The following is a 17,331-nucleotide window of genomic DNA, read 5'->3' on the forward strand; positions in this document are numbered from 1 at the left end:
TTACTCGGAAACTCTCTTGTGACAATGTGTAACCAAGAGGAAATAACAATGGCGGTAAGCTCCCTCTCGAAGAAAGGAGAACCTTTCTTCGGTAACGAGATCTAAGGAGACAACAATGGGTTTGCTCGCCGGTTTGATCGACGTTGTCGGAAGTGTTCTGCACCTCCTCCTCGGAGGACTCTGAAAGCGCATCACTCGGTGCGTTAGCTCAATAACCCTGCTGTGAGCTACCTGCCCCGTGTCGCGCGGACACGGGGCAGGACCACCGTCGAGCCCTGGCTCGCCCGAGGCAGGCTCGCTACGAGTTCGGACCCGCCGCTGCCCCGCGGTGGCCGCCGAAAACCACGGCCAGCGCTTGGCGGTCGAGTTTGCCGCGCGGCGTACGTGGAAGGCTGTCCATCGTAAGAAGCTGGACCGGAATGCTCGGCGTCGGCAGCGTTGCGCGCAGATGACGCCAGATAGCGTCCAGGTCAGGGGCATTCGCGTCCACCACGATCGCGGCTGCGGGCGCCTCACCCATGCGTGCGTCGGGGATGCCGATACACGCGGCCTCGGCAATGCCGGGCAGTGCAGTGAGCGCGGCCTCGATGGCGGCCGGTTCGACGTTGAGCCCCGCACGGATGAGCATCTCGCTGTCGCGACCGAACAACCGGAGCTGGTCACCGGCCACCGCGCCCCGGTCCCCCACCGACATCCACCCGTCGGCCGGGCCGTCGACCACGCCGCGCTCGGTGAGGTAGCCGTCGAACAGCATGTCGCTGCGCACGAATACCAAGCCGTCCCGGATATCCACCTCGACACCGTCGAACAGTTTGCCCGCCGATTTCTCGTCCTCGGCGCCGAGACCTCGATCGAACGAAACGAAGCTCAGTTCGGACGCGCCATAGAAATGGACGAGGGCGGCATTCGGCAAAACCTCTTGCAGCGCTTGCCTTCCCGTACGCGGCCACCGCGCCGCCGAGGACAACACCTCGCGAACTCGTTCGAAAGGACCTGTCCCGGAGCGGACTACGTCCCAGGCCACGGTGGGCACCGAATACAGATGTGTCGCACCGTCGTTCAATGCCTCAACGGCGGAACGCAAGTCCACTGTCGCACCACGCGTCAGCGCGTGTAATGCGCCGTACAGGAAATGCGTGTGATCGAGAACGCCGGGCACCGACACCCGATCGCCACCGCCGATATCGAAGGTGGCGTCGGAACGATCGAGGGTCGTCGACCACGACTGTTGGTTGCGCACGAACAACTTCGGTTCGCCGGTGGTGCCGGACGTGACGCCGACCAACAGCTCGGTCTCCGGTCGTGCCGTGCCTGACTCGCCCGCCGATGCCAGCCCGGCCACGGTCCGAATATCCCCGTCGAACCCCAGCTTCCGCACCCGCCGATGATGCGGCGGTGCGGCGACAACGGCGCCGGGCTTCGCGAGCTCGAGCACCCGGCTCAGCTGGTTCGGCAGCAGATGCCGGTGCAGCAGCACCACGCTCACCCCGGCATGCATCGCCGCTGCCACCACGACCAACGACTCGACATCCGAAGTCGGCAGCACGGCAACCCGATTCATGCCATCGAGCCCAGCGGCGGTGCGGGTCACCCGCGACCAGAATTCGCGATAGTCGACGTGCTCCCGCGCGGAGACGACGGCGCTCGACTCGGCGTATTCGGCGGCGTGCCTGGCGATCCGCTCGGCAAGCAGCTCAGTCATCGTCCACTCCTCTCGCGGCGAGGGCGTCACCCATCGCGTCCGCGGTGCGTAGCGCCCGCACCAGCACCGGCGTGACCAGCGCCGTCATCGACCAGTCCAGGCCGCGGGCCCGCCGCGCCTCCGCGACCTCGTGCACGATCCCGGCCAGCAGCGGCACACACCGAATGGCCAGTGCCAGTAACAATCCCACCCGTTCCGGATCGACGCCGATCCGGCGCAGCGGTCCGAGTGACCGTGTCACGGTGTCGAGCAGATCGGTCACCCGGGTGGTGAGCGTGACCAGCGCGGCGAGCGCCACCGAGACCAACAGCACGCCACACACCACGACGGCCCGCGCCGGCGAGGTGAGCCACACCTGGAACGCGGCGATGATCAACAACATCCACACCACCGGCCGCAGTTGCGCCACCGCGACGCGCCACGGAATGCGGGCAACCGCGAACAGCCCCGCCACCGCGATGCCGACCGCGCCGACCTGCACCGGGGTCTGCACGAACACCGTTGCCGCCACGATCGCCACGATCAACAGCAGTAGCTTGGCGCCCGCGGGCATCCGGTGCAGCAGCGAGTTCCCCGGGCGGTACAGCCCGATCATTCGACCAGTGCCCGGTAGGCGGGGACGGCGGCGTCGGGTGTGCCGTCGAACGCCACCGCGCCGTCATCGATGACGATCACGCGTTCGAAGCTGTCCAGCAGCGCCAGCTGGTGTGTCACGACGATCACCTGCTGATCGACGGCGTCGAGCGCGTCGGCGACGATCCGCGCGTTGCGCAGGTCGAGCAAGGTGGTCGGCTCGTCCGCGATGATCACCTCGGGCCTGCGGATGAGGACGGCGCCGATGGCGAGCAACTGCTTCTGGCCGCCCGAGAGCAGATGCGCGGGATGGTCGGCGTGCTCGTGCAGGCCGAACCGCGCCAACATCTCGTCCACTCGTGCCGCGATCTCCGGCTTCCCGAGACCGGTCCGCCGCAGCGAGAACGCGAGATCCTCTGCGACCGTTGGCATCACGATCTGGGTGTCGGGATCGGTGAACACGAAACCGACCTTGCGCCTGACCTGCGCACCCTTCCGTGCCGCGTCGACACCGTCGACGGTGACCGTGCCCGACGTCGGTTTCAGCAGACCGTTGATCATCCTGGCCAACGTCGACTTGCCTGATCCGTTCGACCCGATGATCCCGACCCGGCGCTCAGTGATGCGAAGCGAGATATCGCGCAACACTTTTCGATCCCCGAACGCATGACTCACCGAATCGAAGACGATCTCGGTCACGACACCCGCTCCACCAACATCGCGATCCCCTGCCCACCGCCGATGGCGCACGCCGCCAGGCCGAGCCTGGGTCCGTCCGCGCGCAACATCTGACTTGCCAACCGCACCAGCAGAATCGCGCCGGACGCGCCCCACGGGTGGCCCATCGCGATGGCGCCGCCCTGCGGGCAGAGGAGGGATTCGTCGAGCCCCAATTCGTCCGACACCGCGAGCACGACCGTGGCGAAGGCCTCGGTGATCTCGACGATGCCGAGGTCGGCCACCTCGAACCCGGTGCGCTTCAGCAGTTTTCGGATCGCGGGCACCGGACCGAGCCCGGGGTACGCCGGATCGGATCCCGCGACCGCCGAGCCGAGTATCCGGAGCGCGGGCAGCCCGGCCGCCAGTGACTCGCTGGTGACCGCGAGAACCGCAGCGCCATCGGAGATCCCGCACGAGTTGCCCGCGGTCGCCGTGCCCTCGGCGCCGAAACTGGGGCGCAGGCGAGCAAGCCGGGCCTGCGTCATACCCGTGCGGATGCGTTCATCGCGCTGCACCGCACCGATCGGCACGATCTCCGCCGAGAAGTCGGCGGCCGCGGCGAGCGTGTGGGAGCGCGCCGCGTAGGCGTCCTGCCGCTCGCGGCTGATGCCGCGCACCCGGGCAAGGTCGTCGGCGGCCGCACCCATGTCGGGATCCGGAAAGCCCGGTGGCGCAAAGGGAGCGCGGGTATATCGCACGGGTTCGGCGCCCGCGTCCGGTGGCCAGTAGCGCCACGGCGCGGTGCTCGCCGATTCGACGCCGCCCGCCAGAATGAGCTCGTCCGCGCCGCTGCGCACCCGCAGCGCCGCCTGCATGACCGCGTCGAGTCCGGAACCGCACTGACGGTCGACGGTCACGCCGGGCACGTGTTCGCCGAGTCCGGCCAGCAATGCCGCGATCCGCGCGGGATCGCCACCGGGCCCGAGGCAGTTGCCGAGCACCACATCGTCCACCTCGGCGCCGACGCCTGCCGCACGCAGCGACGACACCACCTCGCGCAACACCGGGGCGGCCAGCTCGGCCACGGTGCGGTCGGCCAACCCGTGCCCGGCGTTGCCGATCGGTGTTCGACGCGGCGCTACCAGAACGGGGACCGGACTCATGTCAGTAAGTCTTTCAGCTGCCCTCGGGCCACCTTGCCACTGGCGGTCTTCGGCAACGCGGACAGCGGCACCCAGCGGCGCGGCATCGCCTCGCGCCCCAGCACGGCGCGTGCCTGCGCGCGCACCGTGCCTATCCCGATGCCGTCGTCGAGTTGTACTGCGGCCGTGACGGTTTCCCCGAACACCGCGTGCGGTGAACCGATCACCGCGACCGCGACGACGCCGTCGAGCGTCGCGAGAATGCGCTCGACGTCCTCGGCGACCACGGTGGTGCCGCCGACGTTGATCGCCGATTCGCCCCGACCACGCACCGTCAGCGCACGGTCGGCGCCGAGCTCGGCGAGATCGCCGACGCCGAACCATTCGGGCGCACCGAGCACGCGATACGGGGTCCGCACGTAGAGCAGCCCGTCGCGGATCTGTACGTCGACGCCGTCGAGCAGGCGCAGCGGTTCGGGCACTCGTCGTGCCGCGACCAGGGAAACCTCGGCGGACCCGTAGTACTCGATGATCTCGACGCCGTGCGCCGCCGCAGCCGCACCCTCGTCCAGCGCGATGCCTGCCACGATCGCGGTCCGCAGCGTCGGCGCCAGGCCGATCACCTCGCGCAGCACTGCGGGCACCGCGTGCACCACGGTGGCCTGCGCCGGATCGTCGGTGACGCACGCTCCGACCCACAGCGCGTGCAGCGCGCCGAACAGATGCATCGTCGCGTGCAAGGGCCCGGTGATCAGCACCCGATCGGCGGGCGCGACGCCGGTGATCGCGGTGAAGGCCGGGAAGCTGTCGTACCAGGACGCCGCCGTGCGGGCCAGCGGCCGCGGCCTCCCGGTCGAGCCGGAGGTCGTCACCAGCAGAAACGCCGACGGCGGAATGCTCGGGCGCTCGGGCCTGGCAGCAGGGTTTTCGACACGTACCGGCACGCCCAGCCTGGCGGCGGCGCACACGCAGATCAACGCCTCGGGCACCGACAGCGTCGAGGCGTCGTAATCGCCGGACCCATGCCGTTCGATCCATTGCTCGATGGCACGGTCGAGTTCGCCGTAGGTGTAAGTGCGGCCGTCGAATTCGAGGGCAGGCTGTTCGCCGGCGCCGCCGAGTTCCCGACTACGCACGAATCAGGCCCGGGTACGCGCGGTGCACTCCCTTCGCGACCACTGTCGCGACAACGACCTTCGCCAGATCTCCAGGAATGAACGCGAAATTCGTGCTGATCGCGTGCGACAGGTCCAGGTCGGTGCGAATCAACAGCCCGACGGTGCCGAACAGATAGATGACAAGCAGCCCACCGAGCGCGTTGATCAGCAGGCCGAGCACGATCGGATACTTCGGCAGGATCCGGTAGGTCAGCAGCCCGATGACGAGGGCGGCGGGGGCCCATCCGACGAGATATCCGGCGCTGGGTCCCGCCATCGCCGTCAATCCGGTGCGGCCACCGGAGAGCAAGGGCAGCCCGATCATCGTCAGCGCCAGGAAGACGAGCACCGCCGCGGTCCCCTTGCGCGCGCCGAGCACGGCACCGGCCAGGATGACGCCGAGTGTCTGCACGGTGATCGGCACACCGCTGAAGCCGACCGTGATGGCGCCGGGCAGGCCCATCGCCGCGATCAGCGCCGCGAAGACCGCGATCTGCGCCATGTCTCGCGCGGAGAGGGCGAAACGCGCCCCCCGAGAGTTCTCGACTCCAGCCACGACGAACTTCCTCCCGCTCACGCTCTTGAACGACGTTCAAGATAGCAGGCGGGTGCACAGGGGATTCACCTGCGCATGGCGATCCCGAACGGGCTAGTCGTGCGGGTGTGCGTGGTCGTGGTCGTGCGGGTGTGCGTGGTCATGTGGGTGCGCGTGGTCGTGGGCATGCGCATGCTCGCGGGCGCGGATCCGCGCCTGCACCTCGGGACGCCGCAGCGGCGGCACGGACTTCGGTGGCACCTTGCGCTCGGGCAGTTCGGCGAGCAGCCTGGTCGTGATGGCCGCGATGTCGGCAACGGCCGCATCGACGGCGGCCTGGGTCGCGGCCGAGATGCTGGACAAGCCGCCGACCTTGCGTACGTATTGCAGCGCCGCGGCCTGGATCTCCTCCTCGGTCGCTGCGGGCTCCAGCCCTCGAAGGGCAGTGATGTTTCGGCACATACCTCGAGGCTAATCCGCCCCTACGACACGGTGCCCGGTTCACAGGCGCACCCATCGCCGGGCTACCCGCTGCGCCGCCACCAGTCCAGGAAGTGGGCGAGCGCGGGCGCATCCGACTCCCGCATCCACGCAATGCTGATGGCGATGCGCGGCGGGTCGGTGCCGAACGGAATGACGACGATATTCTCGTGGGCGATCCTGGTCGCCCGCTTCCGGTCGAGCACGCTGATTCCGGTGCCGCCGGAAACCACGTCGAGGACCTGTTCGGCGTCGGATTCCTCGCCGACCAGATTCGGCGCTCCGTCACCCCAGATATGCCCGACCAGTTCGTCGTAGAAATCGGGCCCGGTTTGCCTCGACCACAACACAATTGGCTCATCGACGATGTCCTCGATGGCGACAGTGTCGCGCACCGCAAGCGGATGCTCCTTCGACACCACCACCGCGGCCTCTTGGAGTCCGATCAGGTGCGTTTCGACGCGCGGGTGTGCGATATTTCCGCGCACGAAAGCGACGTCGATCTCCCCCGATTCGAGCAGGTCGAGATTCCAGGCCGTCCATCCGGTAATCGTCGAAACGGTGATGTCCGGAAACTCCTTGCGGAAATCCCGAATTCGCTGCGAGATATCGCTGTCGGAACCCGATCGAGTGAAGGCGACCTTAAGTTCACCCGCCGTCCCCGACGCCCTGGCACGGACCGACCGCTCGAGATCAGCGGCGGCCGTCAGGAGTTGCTGAGCGCCCGCCTGCAGCGCCAAACCGGCCGGTGTCAGGACGAAAGCGCGGCCGCTTCGGGTCAGCAAATCGACCCCTAGCTCCTTTTCCAATGCTTTGACCTGCTGAGACAGGGCGGGCTGGGTGATATGCAACGATTCGGCCGCCCGCCCGAAGTGTCGGTGCTCAGCTACCGCTAGGAAGTAACGCACGCGACGCAGATCGTCCACGCCGGTCAGCCTAGCCAGATAAGCGTTTCTTATCAACGGGAAGTAAATACGTATTGGACCTGCGGTCCTTCGTGGCCCGAGACTGTGTCTACCGAGCAGTGCTAGTCCGCTACCGCGAGAAGGTATCCGATGCCTACGACAGTCGCCACCGCCATCGCCGAAAGTCTGCGAGCCAGGGGAATTACCGAGTTCTTCGGCCAGAGTCTGCCGTCGCTGCTGGTTTTGGCCGCCGAGGATCTCGGCATACGGCAGATCGTTTACCGCACCGAGAATGCGGCGGGCACGATGGCCGACGGTTTTGCCAGGGTGTCGCGGCATTGTTCGGTCGTCGTCGCACAGAACGGGCCTGCCGCAACGCTTCTCGTGCCGCCGCTGACCGAGGCCGCGAAGGTGTCCATTCCTGTCGTCGCGCTGGTGCAGGACGTGCCGAGTCCGTTTCGCAACAAAAATGCGTTTCAGGAAATTGATCACCAAAGCCTGTTTTCCGGATGCACCAAATGGTTCGACCGCCTCGATGATCCGGCGCGAGTCCATGACTATGTCGACGCGGCCTTCCGGGCAGCCACCAGCGGCAGGCCAGGTCCCGCCGTCCTGATGCTGCCCAAGGACGTGCTCGAGCAACTCGCTCCCCCGCCGCCTGCGGGCCACGTTCCGAGCACCACCGCCTTCCCGCTCGATCGGATCCGGCCGCCCGAGGCCGAGATTCGCGCCGCAGCGGAGGCGCTCGCCAAGGCCGAACGCCCGCTGGTCATCGCGGGTGGCGGCGCCATCTCTTCCGATGCGGGCGCCGCGCTGGCCAGGCTGAGCGACCTGGCGTCACTGCCGGTCGCGACGACGCCGATGGGCAAGGGCGCGGTCCCGGAGACGAACGACCTGAGCGTCGGAGTCATCGGCAACTACATGGGCGACCACGGCGTCACGCACGGCATGCGCGAATGGATCGCCGGCGTGGACACCATCCTGCTCGCCGGGTCGCGCACCAACGAAAACGGCACCGACGGCTGGACTCTTTACCCGCAGGACGCCACCGTCATCCACCTCGACATCGATCCGACCGAGATCGGCCGCAACTACCCAGCGCTTCGCCTGGTCGGCGACGTCAGGACCGGCATCGACGACCTCGCGACCGCACTGCGCGGACTCGACCTCAGCAAGCGCAGCGCCGACCGGCCCGCGATCATCGAACAGATCGCCGGGTCCCGCGCCGCCTTCGAGACCAGCACGGCCGCCGTCCGCACCTCGACGCGACAGCCGTTGCGTCCGGAGCGGGTGGCCGACGAAATCAGCACGCTGCTGCCCGACGACGCGATCGTCGTCGCGGACGCCAGCTACTCCTCGATCTGGGTGGCCAACTACATCCGGGCCACCACCGGAAGCCAGCGTTTCCTGCTGCCGCGCGGCATGGCCGGGCTCGGGTGGGGACTCCCGCTCGCGCTCGGCGCCAAGGCGGCACGACCTGGCTCACCGGTCATCTGCGTTGTCGGAGACGGCGGATTCGCCCACTGCTGGGCCGAAATCGAGACCGCCGTCCGCGAACACCTCGCCGTCGTGGTGGTCGTGCTGAACAACTCCATCCTCGGCTTCCAGAAACACGCCGAAATCGTCCAGTTCGGCCGACCGACCTCGGCCGTCGAACTAGGGCACGTCGACCATGCGCAGATCGCTACCGCGTGCGGAGCACACGGCCGCACCATCCACAGCGACGTGGAACTGCGTGACGCACTGGTGAAGGCGATCGTCGAACCGACGACGACCGTCTTGGACGTCATCACCGACCCCGACGCCTATCCACCGGTCACGGGCTGGGACACCAACCACGCCTTGATCGATCACCTTGCCCACCAACAGCTCAACTGATTCCACCGCATCCACTCGACATCGGAGATTCCCATGGCTTTCGACTACACGGCCTTTTTCGAGAGAAAGATCGACGACATTCAGGCGTCGGGTCAGTACCGCACGTTCGTGGAGATCGAGCGGCTCGCCGGCCGCTTTCCGCAAGCGGTACACCATCATCGGGACGGACTACGCGAGATCACCGTGTGGTGCAGCAACGATCACCTAGGCATGGGACAGTTCCCCAAGGTCGTCGAGGCGATGCACCGGTCGATCAACCGCTCGGGCGTCGCGGCCGGTGGCTCGCGCAATATCTCGGGCAACAACCACACCCACATCCTGCTGGAACGCGAAGTGGCGCAACTGCATCGCAAGGAAGCAGGCCTGACATTCATCACCGGGTACGCGGTGAACGATGCCGTGCTCGGCGTGCTCGGCAAGCATCTGCCCGGCGCCATCTTCTTCTCCGACGAGCAGAACCACGCGTCGATGATCCTCGGCATGCGCGCCTCGGGTGCGGACCGAGTCATCTTCCGGCACAACGATGCCGCCCATCTCGATGAGCTGCTCGCGGCCACCGATCCCGACCGCCCCAAGATCGTGGCGTTCGAATCGATCTACTCGATGGACGGCGATATCGCGCCGATGCCCGAACTGTGTGCTGTCGCAAAGAAACACGGCGCCCTCGTCTACGTCGACGAGGCGCACTCGGTGGGCATGTACGGTCCGGAGGGATCCGGCATGGCGGCGCAGTTGGGTTGTGCCGACCAGGTCGATCTGCTGATGGGCACCTTCGCCAAGGGCTACGGCACCCTCGGCGGCTACCTGACCGGTCCCGCGCCGATCCTCGACGCTGTGCGGAGTTTCGCGCCCGCGTTCATCTTCACCCTCGCGATGCCGCCCGCGCTCGCGGCGGCCGCGCTGGCGAGCGTGCGGCATCTGCGGGAGTCCGACAACGAGCGAATCCTGTTGCACCACCGCGCCGGACTGCTGCAGGACCTGCTCACCGATGCCGAGATCCCGTTGGTGTCCACCGAAAGTCACATCGTTCCGGTCCTCGTAGGTGACCCGCACAAATGCAAACAACTCGCCGACATCCTGCTCGAGGAGTACCACCAGTACGCCCAGCCGATCAACTTCCCGTCCGTGCCGAGGGGCACCGAACGCCTACGGATCAACCCCTCTCCGGTACACAGTCCCGCGGCTGTCCACAAGTTCGCCGAGATCGTCGACACCGTCTGGTCCCGGCTGAACCTGCCCCGCCGTGCGGCGTTCCCGCTGACCACGCACGAGACGCTGGAGAAGGTCTCGGTATGAGTGTCGAGACGCGGCCCCTCGAACCACACCGGAGCCTGCATCCGGTGGTGGAGGCTGAGCCCACAACGCCGTGGGCTCAGCACATACTTCTCTACGCCGCGTTCTTCCTGATGGGCGCCGAGATGTACCTGGTCGCGCCGATGCTGCCCGGTATCGCCGATTCGCTGCACGCGTCGGTCGCGGCGTCGGCGACCATCGTCACCGCGTACGTGCTCGTCTATGCGATCGCGGGCCCGCCGTTCGGCATCATCGCCGATCGGTACCCGCGGCGCTGGTCGATTCTGTTGGGCTGCATCGTGTTCCTGCTCGGGAACCTGGCCTGTGCGGCAGCGGGCACGCTGGCACTGCTGGTCGCGGCGCGCGGGCTCACCGGGCTCGGCGCCGCGATCGCGGCGCCCGCGATCTGGGCGTATCTCGCCGAGCGCACGCCTGCGCACCAACGCGGCCGGGTGATCTCGACCGGCGCGAGCGTGTACTCGCTCGGGCAGGTGCTCGGCGTGCCGCTCGGCGCGGCCCTCGCCTCGCTCACCAGTTGGCGCTGGCCGTTCCTGGCCGTCGGCGTGCTGATGGTCGCGACATCGGCGGTGCTGTACGCACGGCTCGATCACCTGCCGGTGACCGGGACGGCACGCGGCTTCTCGGCACTGCTCGCGCCGTGGTCACAGCCGCGAATCAGCCTCGGGCTCATCGCAACACTGTTGCTGCAGGCGGCCAGGCTCGGTGCGTACACGTTCATCGGGGTGCTCTTCGCCCAGCGATTCGGCTTCAGCCTCACCACCCTCGGGCTCGTCGGGCTCCTGGTCGGCGCCGGATCGCTGATCGGATCGCTGAGCACCGGCGCCGTCCTGGATCGGCTGCACAAGCACAACGTGAGCGGCGTGTGGGTCTCGGTCGTCGCCGCGGCGGCGTTCGCCCCCTGTGCCGCAGTCGCTTTGAGCACCGGGCACCTGCTCGTTGCGCTGGCGGCGCTGTTTCTGTGGTGTGTCTTCGGCGGCTCGTTCTACTCCAGCCAGCAGGCCTACCTCTCCTGCGCCGACCCCACCCAGCGTGCGTCGGTCGTCGCATGGAACAACTCGATGATGAACGCGGGCATCGCCATCGGCACCACCCTGCTCGGCACGCTTGCCGTCGGCGGCGCCGCCTTCGCCGGGGTGACCTGCGCCCTCGGCATCGCCGCGGCGCTGGTATCGGCCGCCCTGCTCGTCCTCCTCAGAAAGGACCGTCAGCCAGCATGAATTCCGCATCGAGCACCGTGCTGCCCAATCGGACCGCGCTCCCCGTCGCCACCAGAGCCCTCGGCGCCTACATCTACGACGCGGACGGCAACGACTATCTCGACGGCTCCTCCGGCGTCCTCAACGTCAACGTCGGCCACGCGCATCCCCGCGTGGTGCAGGCCATCGAAACTCAGCTCAGGCAGCTGTCTTTCGTGCACCGCACCCAGTTCCACAACGAGCAGGCGCACGAGCTCACCGAGCGGCTGCTCGCGATCGCGCCCGACGGCACCACCGCCGTCGAGTACAGCAACTCCGGATCCGAAGCCAACGAGTGCGCGCTGCGGCTGGCCTTCGCGGCCCAGCACCGGCGCGGCAAAACCAAGCGCACCGTCATCCTGTCCGAGGAACCCAGCTATCACGGGATGACGGCGGCGGCGCTGTCGATCACCGGTAGTCCCGGCAAACGCGATCCCTCCGTCGAGCCGCTGCTCGGGCCTGCGGACGGTACCCGAATTCTGGTGCGTCCCAAGCCAGGTCGGCGGCGCGCCACGCACGAGGAATGGGCACAGGCCCTGCTCAATGTCGGCCCGTCCCGGGTCGCGGCGATCGTCATCGAGCCGCTCGGTGGTGCGTCCTCGGGTGCCTCCCCGATCGACATCGCCACCATGCACTGGCTGCGGCGGGAAACGAAGAACAACGGAATCGTGCTGATCGCCGACGAAGTCATGTCCGGGTTCGGGCGGACCGGCAAGTGGTGGGCCTGCGACCACTCGTCGATCGCACCCGACATCCTCACTTCAGGCAAAGGCGTGACCGGCGGCTACACCAGCCTCGCGGTCACGCTGGTCGGTGCGACGGTCACGTCGGCGATCGCCGAACCGCTCGGCCCGATCGCGTTGGGCCACACCATGTCCGCGAATCCGCTCGCCTGCGCCGCCGCCAATGCCGTGCTGAGCGTCATCGAGGACGAAGGGCTGGTGCAGAACGCCGCCGCGGCCGGGACGTTCCTCGCCGACGCGCTGACCGCCCTGTGCGAGCGGTATCCGGGGTTGCTCTCCGACCAGTCGGGCATCGGGTTGATGCGCGCACTGCACATCGACCCGGCGCAGCCCGCGGACACCAACAAGCGAATCATCGCTGCCGCCAAGGCGAACGGGCTCGTGCTCTGCCCGGCGGGCATCGGCGCGACCACGCATTCCGTGCTGGTGGCGCCGCCGCTGACCAGCACGCCGGACGAGGTCGACGAGCTCATCGTTCGACTCGACAAGGCGCTGGAAGCGGTAGCGGGAGTCGACAATGCGTGAGGTGGCCGAGCTGCTCGACACCGTGCCGACCGAGCTGTGGATCGGCGGGAAGCAGACGCCGCCCGCGAGCGGACTGGTGTTCCCCGTGGACAATCCGGCGACGGGCGAGGTCCTGATCGAAGTGGCCGACGCCTCGGCCATCGACGGCGCCCGCGCACTCGAGGTCGCGGCCGAGACCCAAACGGGGTGGGCCGCGACGCCGGCCCGCTGGCGCGCCGAAATCCTGCGCCGCGCTTGGGAACTGGTGCTGGCCCGGCGCGACGACTTCGCGCTGCTGATGACGCTGGAGATGGGCAAGCCGCTGCAGGAGAGCTACGGCGAGGTCATCTACGGCGCGGAATTCCTGCGCTGGTTCGCCGAAGAAGCGGTGCGCGTGCATGGCCGCTACACGCACTCACCGTCCGGCGGCGGGCGGATCCTCGTCACCAAACAGCCGGTCGGCCCGACACTGGCGATCACCCCGTGGAACTTCCCGCTCGCCATGGGCACCCGCAAGATCGCGCCCGCCCTGGCGGCGGGCTGCACGATGGTGCTCAAACCCGCCGCCGAGACACCGCTCACCATGCTGCTGCTCGGCCAGGTGTTAGCCGACGCCGGACTACCACCCGGCGTGCTGTCGATCCTGCCGACCTCGCAGGCGGCGGCACTCACCGATCCGCTGTTCGCCGACGACCGGCTGCGCAAGGTGACCTTCACCGGGTCCACCGCCGTCGGCAAACAGCTACTGGCGCAGTCGGCTTCGCGCGTGCTGCGCACCTCGATGGAACTCGGCGGCAACGCACCGTTCCTCGTGTTCGCCGACGCCGACCTCGATGCGGCGGTCGACGGCGCGATGGCGGCCAAGATGCGCAACACCGGCGAAGCCTGTACGGCCGCCAACCGTTTCCACGTCGACAACGCGGTGCGCGAGGGGTTCACCGCGGCGTTGACCGACCGGATGCGGGCACTGAAGATCGGCGCGGGCCACCTGGACGGCGTCCAGGTGGGCCCGCTGATCAGCGAGAAACAACGCGCAACGGTCGCCGAACTGGTGCACGACGCCCTAGCAAAGGGCGCCGTTCTCACCACCGGCGGCGCAAGTGTGCCCGGCGCCGGATACTTTTTCGAGCCGACGGTCCTGACCGACGTCCCCGCCGACGCCCGCATCCTGCGCGAGGAAGTATTCGGGCCGGTCGCCGCGATCACCGGCTTCGACGGCGAGGAGGCCGGTGTCGCGGCTGCCAACAACACCGAATTCGGCCTCGCCGCATACCTTTACACCACCGACCTCAACCGTGCGCTGCGCGTCGCCGACGCACTCGAATCCGGCATGGTAGGCGTGAACCGCGGCGTGATCTCCGATGTCGCAGCACCATTCGGCGGCATCAAGGAATCCGGCCTCGGCCGCGAAGCAGGCACCGAAGGTATCGAGGAATACCTCGAAACCAAGTACATCGCCCTGACCTGAGCTACTCAGCGCCCTTCCCGGTCGCGCAGCCACTTGCCGATGTCGTCCAGTGGCTGCCTGCCGATCGGGCCGATCGGGTCGTGCAGCAGATCCGTTGCCGCGCCGAGGGAATGGCCGAGGCCGGGATAGGTGATCAGTGTGTGATCCCGACTCCCGACCTCGGCCAAGGCGCGATCGACGCGCTGGGCCGCTGCCACCGACACGTTGCTGTCGTTGTCGCCGTGCACGGTGAGGACGGGAACGTGCCGGAGCGTGGGAGCTTGTGCCGCGACATCGGCGAGCGTCGACGGTGCGCCGTAGAGGCGGAAGGCACCGCCGGCCAGCTGCGTATCGGTGAATTGCACTGCCGCCGTGCGTAGTTCTGCGTCGAGATCGATACGCCCGTTCCCATCCACATCGAACGCCGGGTTGAGCACCGGCTGCACGGAGTCGAGTCCGTCCGCAAGCACGCCGACGAGTTCGTGCGGCACCACACCACCGTCACCACGCCACGCGCGCCCCAAATCGGCGATACCCACCGACCCTTCGCGCGCGAACCCGCGCAGATACGGAATCACCACCCGCTCCCACTGCGCGATCAGCCCCTCCCGCCAAGGAATCCCCACCACACCCTGCAGGATGACCCCGCGCAGGTTCGGCATGTTGTCCGCAGCCGCCGCGGCAACAGTCGTCCCCTCGCTCCACCCGTAGAGATACACCCGCTGCGCATCGATCCTCGGGTCACGAACCCCCGCCTGCACCGCAGTGCGCACATCTGCAACCAACTGCGTCATGGTGAGGTCGGTGCCGAACCGAGGATCGATGTCGCCGATCCCCGCCACGTAGTGCTTGTTGTACCGCAACGTGGCGAACCCTTGCTCGGCAAGCGACCGAGCAACATCGGCGAACAGATGACCCCGCGAGGTCCCACCCACGCTGGCATCGTCACCATTCAAATCCTCCGGCCCCGACCCACTCACCAGAACAACGAGCGGCGCAGGCCGATCACTCGCCGGATACGTCATCTCCCCGTGAGACACGAAGTCACCGAACGAAATCGACAACCCAGCCGACCTCACTGCGGCGTTCGATTCGCCGCCCCCCGTGCATGCCGTAGCCACAGCAAGAACACCCGCCACGAGTGCCACCATCCGAAGTGTGCGCATAAGCGCGACGCTAACCCCGCCGATCTCAACCGTCCTCCCCCCACAGTACGAGGTTGTGGTTAACGGTAGTAAACCTCCAGTTCGGCGATCGAGGTGAAATAGGCTGTGCCGCCTGGCTTTCCGATGATGCGGACGCCGTCGCCGGATGTGGTGGCGAAATTGAAGGTGTAGGTGGTGAAGGGCCCTGCGGCGGGGGTGTAGGGGTAGCGCGGGTCGGTTTTTGTGTTTCGGACGTCGATCCATTGGAAGTTTTGGCGTACCTGGACGCGCAGGCCTGCGGCGAACCAGCCGCCGTCGTCGAAGACTTCGCCGGTGGTGTAGACGACCTGGTTCATCAGGTAGGGCTGGGACCAGGTGAAGCCCCAGAAGTCGATGTCCTTGTTCTCCTGGTCGAAGCTGTTCTCGCTCTTGGTGAAATCACCGTCGTTGTAGTACTCGCTGTGCCCGTAGTGCGCGGACTTCTCGATCGGCGTCACGGACGTGCCGGTGTAGGCGAGATTGTCGCGTGGGTCTGGTTGGTTCGCAGGCGATTTCGCGGTGTACGGCAGCAGCGTCAGCTTGCGCAGGTTGAACGAGTAGGCGGTGTCGCCGCCCGCGCTGCCCACCCACCAGTTCGATTGCACCCACATCGAGGTGCCGTCGGGCTCGATGAACTTCGACGGGATGGTGGTGGCATAGCCGCCGTTCTTCGGGCCTGGGCAGCCAGGTCCACGACCGAACCACGGATAGCCGCCGAAGTCCTTGGTCAAGAACAGCTTCCACGGCCCCCACGGGTTCGGCGCCTCGTAGAACTCGTAGGTGTATTCGGTCCAGGACGTGTACAGGTACCGTTTCAGCGCGCTGACGTAGACGACGCCGCCCTGGGAGATCACCGACAGGTTGTGCGGGTATTCCCGGAAGTTCCGCAGCGTGGGGTATTGCCGCCTGGTGTCGCGCAGCACCGGCCGTCGTTCTTCCACGTGCTTGGTCCACCGGGGCTTGTCACCGTCGAGTCCGGCGAAGAATTCCCAGCGGTTCCGGTGCTCGACCGCGCCCTTCGGCACGCGAGCGAGGAAGAGGTCGAACGGGTCGGCGACCGTGGCGGTGAAGGATCCGCGCCAGTTGCCGTCCAAGCCGTACGCGTAGACGTAGCGCGCCGCGTCCGCACCCAATGCGGCCGCCGTGTCGCGGGAGTCACGCCCGAAGTCGAGGAAGAAGATGGTGGTGAAGACGCCCTCGGTGAACATCGGTTGCTGGGTTTTGTGCCAGGTGCGCCCGTGGTCGTCGGACCACGAAACGCTGGCGTTGGGCGCGTCGTTGAACGCGATATCGCCCGGTCCGAGGCGCAGGTCCTGGATGGCGAGGTAGAGGCGCCCGTCGGCGCAGACGATGCCGGTCGGCTTCCTGTTGTACTTGTCCGGGTCGCCCCAGATCGCGCCGACCTCGTCGGCCACCGCAAGCACTTCGCCCGTCAGACCCGACTTGGGGTCACCCGTGATCCGGTTGACGACGATATCGTGCCTCGGGCCGTCGCTGAAGCCGCTGCCGTCGCCGTTCACCGAATACAGATTGTCGTCGTCGGCCCAGCAGGTCACCCACAGGTCGCCGTCGCTTTCGCTGTCGACGGCGAGCGCGTTGCCGACGAACGCCGTGGCAAAGAACGTGCTCAGCTCTCCGGCAACGCTACCGGCGACGGCGGGTTCGACGGATCCGGTGGGTTCGTCGGCCCCGCTGTCGGGAGCCGGCTCGGGCGACCGCGACACGGCGACCCCGGCACCCGCCAAACCCGCCAGCACACCGGCTGCTCCGGAGAGGCCGAATACGAAGTGCCGCCGACCCATTGGGCTCATCGCCGTGCTCCCCGGCGGCGATCTGAGCACTCGGCACGACCCGACCTGCCCGCATTGGACC

General features: G+C 67.5%; 15 protein-coding genes. 5 read left to right on the top strand and 10 right to left on the bottom strand.

From position 1 onward, the window contains the following. Positions 1 to 298: 298 nt before the first annotated feature. The 8 genes from NA11_RS14645 to NA11_RS44775 form a co-directional block, all read right to left on the bottom strand. Positions 299 to 1,702 (bottom strand): AMP-binding protein, encoded by a 1,404-nt coding sequence (locus NA11_RS14645; RefSeq protein ID WP_069162427.1) that lies wholly within the window; start codon positions 1,700 to 1,702, stop codon positions 299 to 301. Continuing rightward, positions 1,695 to 2,297 carry an energy-coupling factor transporter transmembrane component T family protein gene (locus NA11_RS14650; RefSeq protein WP_069162428.1) on the bottom strand — a complete coding sequence of 201 codons (603 nt, stop codon included), beginning with the start codon at positions 2,295 to 2,297 and terminating at the stop codon, positions 1,695 to 1,697. The genes NA11_RS14645 and NA11_RS14650 overlap by 8 nt, the downstream gene beginning before the upstream one ends. After that, positions 2,294 to 2,974 carry an energy-coupling factor ABC transporter ATP-binding protein gene (locus NA11_RS14655; protein ID WP_069162429.1) on the bottom strand — a complete coding sequence of 227 codons (681 nt, stop codon included), beginning with the start codon at positions 2,972 to 2,974 and terminating at the stop codon, positions 2,294 to 2,296. Before NA11_RS14655 ends, NA11_RS14650 begins: the two co-directional genes overlap by 4 nt. Next, complete coding sequence (locus NA11_RS14660) at positions 2,971 to 4,098, bottom strand: thiolase family protein (RefSeq protein ID WP_069162430.1); 1,128 nt, start codon at positions 4,096 to 4,098, stop codon at positions 2,971 to 2,973. The genes NA11_RS14655 and NA11_RS14660 overlap by 4 nt, the downstream gene beginning before the upstream one ends. Further along, positions 4,095 to 5,213 carry a class I adenylate-forming enzyme family protein gene (locus NA11_RS14665; protein WP_069162431.1) on the bottom strand — a complete coding sequence of 373 codons (1,119 nt, stop codon included), beginning with the start codon at positions 5,211 to 5,213 and terminating at the stop codon, positions 4,095 to 4,097. Before NA11_RS14665 ends, NA11_RS14660 begins: the two co-directional genes overlap by 4 nt. Continuing rightward, complete coding sequence (locus NA11_RS14670; RefSeq protein WP_174567690.1) at positions 5,206 to 5,790, bottom strand: biotin transporter BioY; 585 nt, start codon at positions 5,788 to 5,790, stop codon at positions 5,206 to 5,208. Before NA11_RS14670 ends, NA11_RS14665 begins: the two co-directional genes overlap by 8 nt. 93 nt (positions 5,791 to 5,883) lie before the next feature. Beyond that, positions 5,884 to 6,231, bottom strand: coding sequence for a DUF2277 domain-containing protein (locus NA11_RS14675; protein WP_069162433.1), 348 nt, complete (start codon positions 6,229 to 6,231; stop codon positions 5,884 to 5,886). A gap of 62 nt (positions 6,232 to 6,293) precedes the next feature. Then, a complete protein-coding gene (locus NA11_RS44775; RefSeq protein ID WP_069162434.1) occupies positions 6,294 to 7,175 on the bottom strand; it encodes a LysR family transcriptional regulator in 882 nt (293 codons plus the stop codon). A gap of 129 nt (positions 7,176 to 7,304) precedes the next feature. Here NA11_RS44775 and NA11_RS14685 point away from each other — a divergent pair, with 129 nt between their 5' ends. The 5 genes from NA11_RS14685 to NA11_RS14705 are packed head-to-tail and all read left to right on the top strand — an operon-like array spanning position 7,305 to position 14,296. Further along, on the top strand, positions 7,305 to 9,032 hold the full coding sequence (locus NA11_RS14685; protein WP_069162435.1) for an acetolactate synthase catalytic subunit: 1,728 nt from the start codon (positions 7,305 to 7,307) through the stop codon (positions 9,030 to 9,032). Between the two features lie 33 nt (positions 9,033 to 9,065). Further along, on the top strand, positions 9,066 to 10,328 hold the full coding sequence (gene hemA, locus NA11_RS14690) for a 5-aminolevulinate synthase (RefSeq protein WP_069162436.1): 1,263 nt from the start codon (positions 9,066 to 9,068) through the stop codon (positions 10,326 to 10,328). Continuing rightward, on the top strand, positions 10,325 to 11,563 hold the full coding sequence (locus NA11_RS14695) for an MFS transporter (RefSeq protein WP_069162437.1): 1,239 nt from the start codon (positions 10,325 to 10,327) through the stop codon (positions 11,561 to 11,563). The genes hemA and NA11_RS14695 overlap by 4 nt, the downstream gene beginning before the upstream one ends. After that, entirely contained in the window at positions 11,560 to 12,849 is a 1,290-nt protein-coding gene (locus NA11_RS14700) for an aminotransferase family protein (protein WP_069162438.1), read from the top strand. The genes NA11_RS14695 and NA11_RS14700 overlap by 4 nt, the downstream gene beginning before the upstream one ends. After that, positions 12,842 to 14,296, top strand: coding sequence for an NAD-dependent succinate-semialdehyde dehydrogenase (locus NA11_RS14705; protein WP_069162439.1), 1,455 nt, complete (start codon positions 12,842 to 12,844; stop codon positions 14,294 to 14,296). The genes NA11_RS14700 and NA11_RS14705 overlap by 8 nt, the downstream gene beginning before the upstream one ends. Before the next feature lie 5 nt (positions 14,297 to 14,301). On the opposite strand, the gene NA11_RS14710 is transcribed toward NA11_RS14705, so the two are convergent. Next, the gene (locus NA11_RS14710; RefSeq protein WP_167837643.1) at positions 14,302 to 15,210 is read right to left on the bottom strand and encodes an alpha/beta hydrolase family protein; all 909 of its coding nucleotides are present in this window, start codon (positions 15,208 to 15,210) and stop codon (positions 14,302 to 14,304) included. 290 nt (positions 15,211 to 15,500) lie between these two features. Further along, entirely contained in the window at positions 15,501 to 17,270 is a 1,770-nt protein-coding gene (locus NA11_RS45625) for a glycoside hydrolase family 183 protein (RefSeq protein ID WP_167837644.1), read from the bottom strand. Positions 17,271 to 17,331 lie beyond the last annotated feature (61 nt).

Source organism: Nocardia altamirensis NBRC 108246 (assembly GCF_001612685.1).
In the GTDB taxonomy this organism is placed as follows: domain Bacteria; phylum Actinomycetota; class Actinomycetes; order Mycobacteriales; family Mycobacteriaceae; genus Nocardia; species Nocardia altamirensis.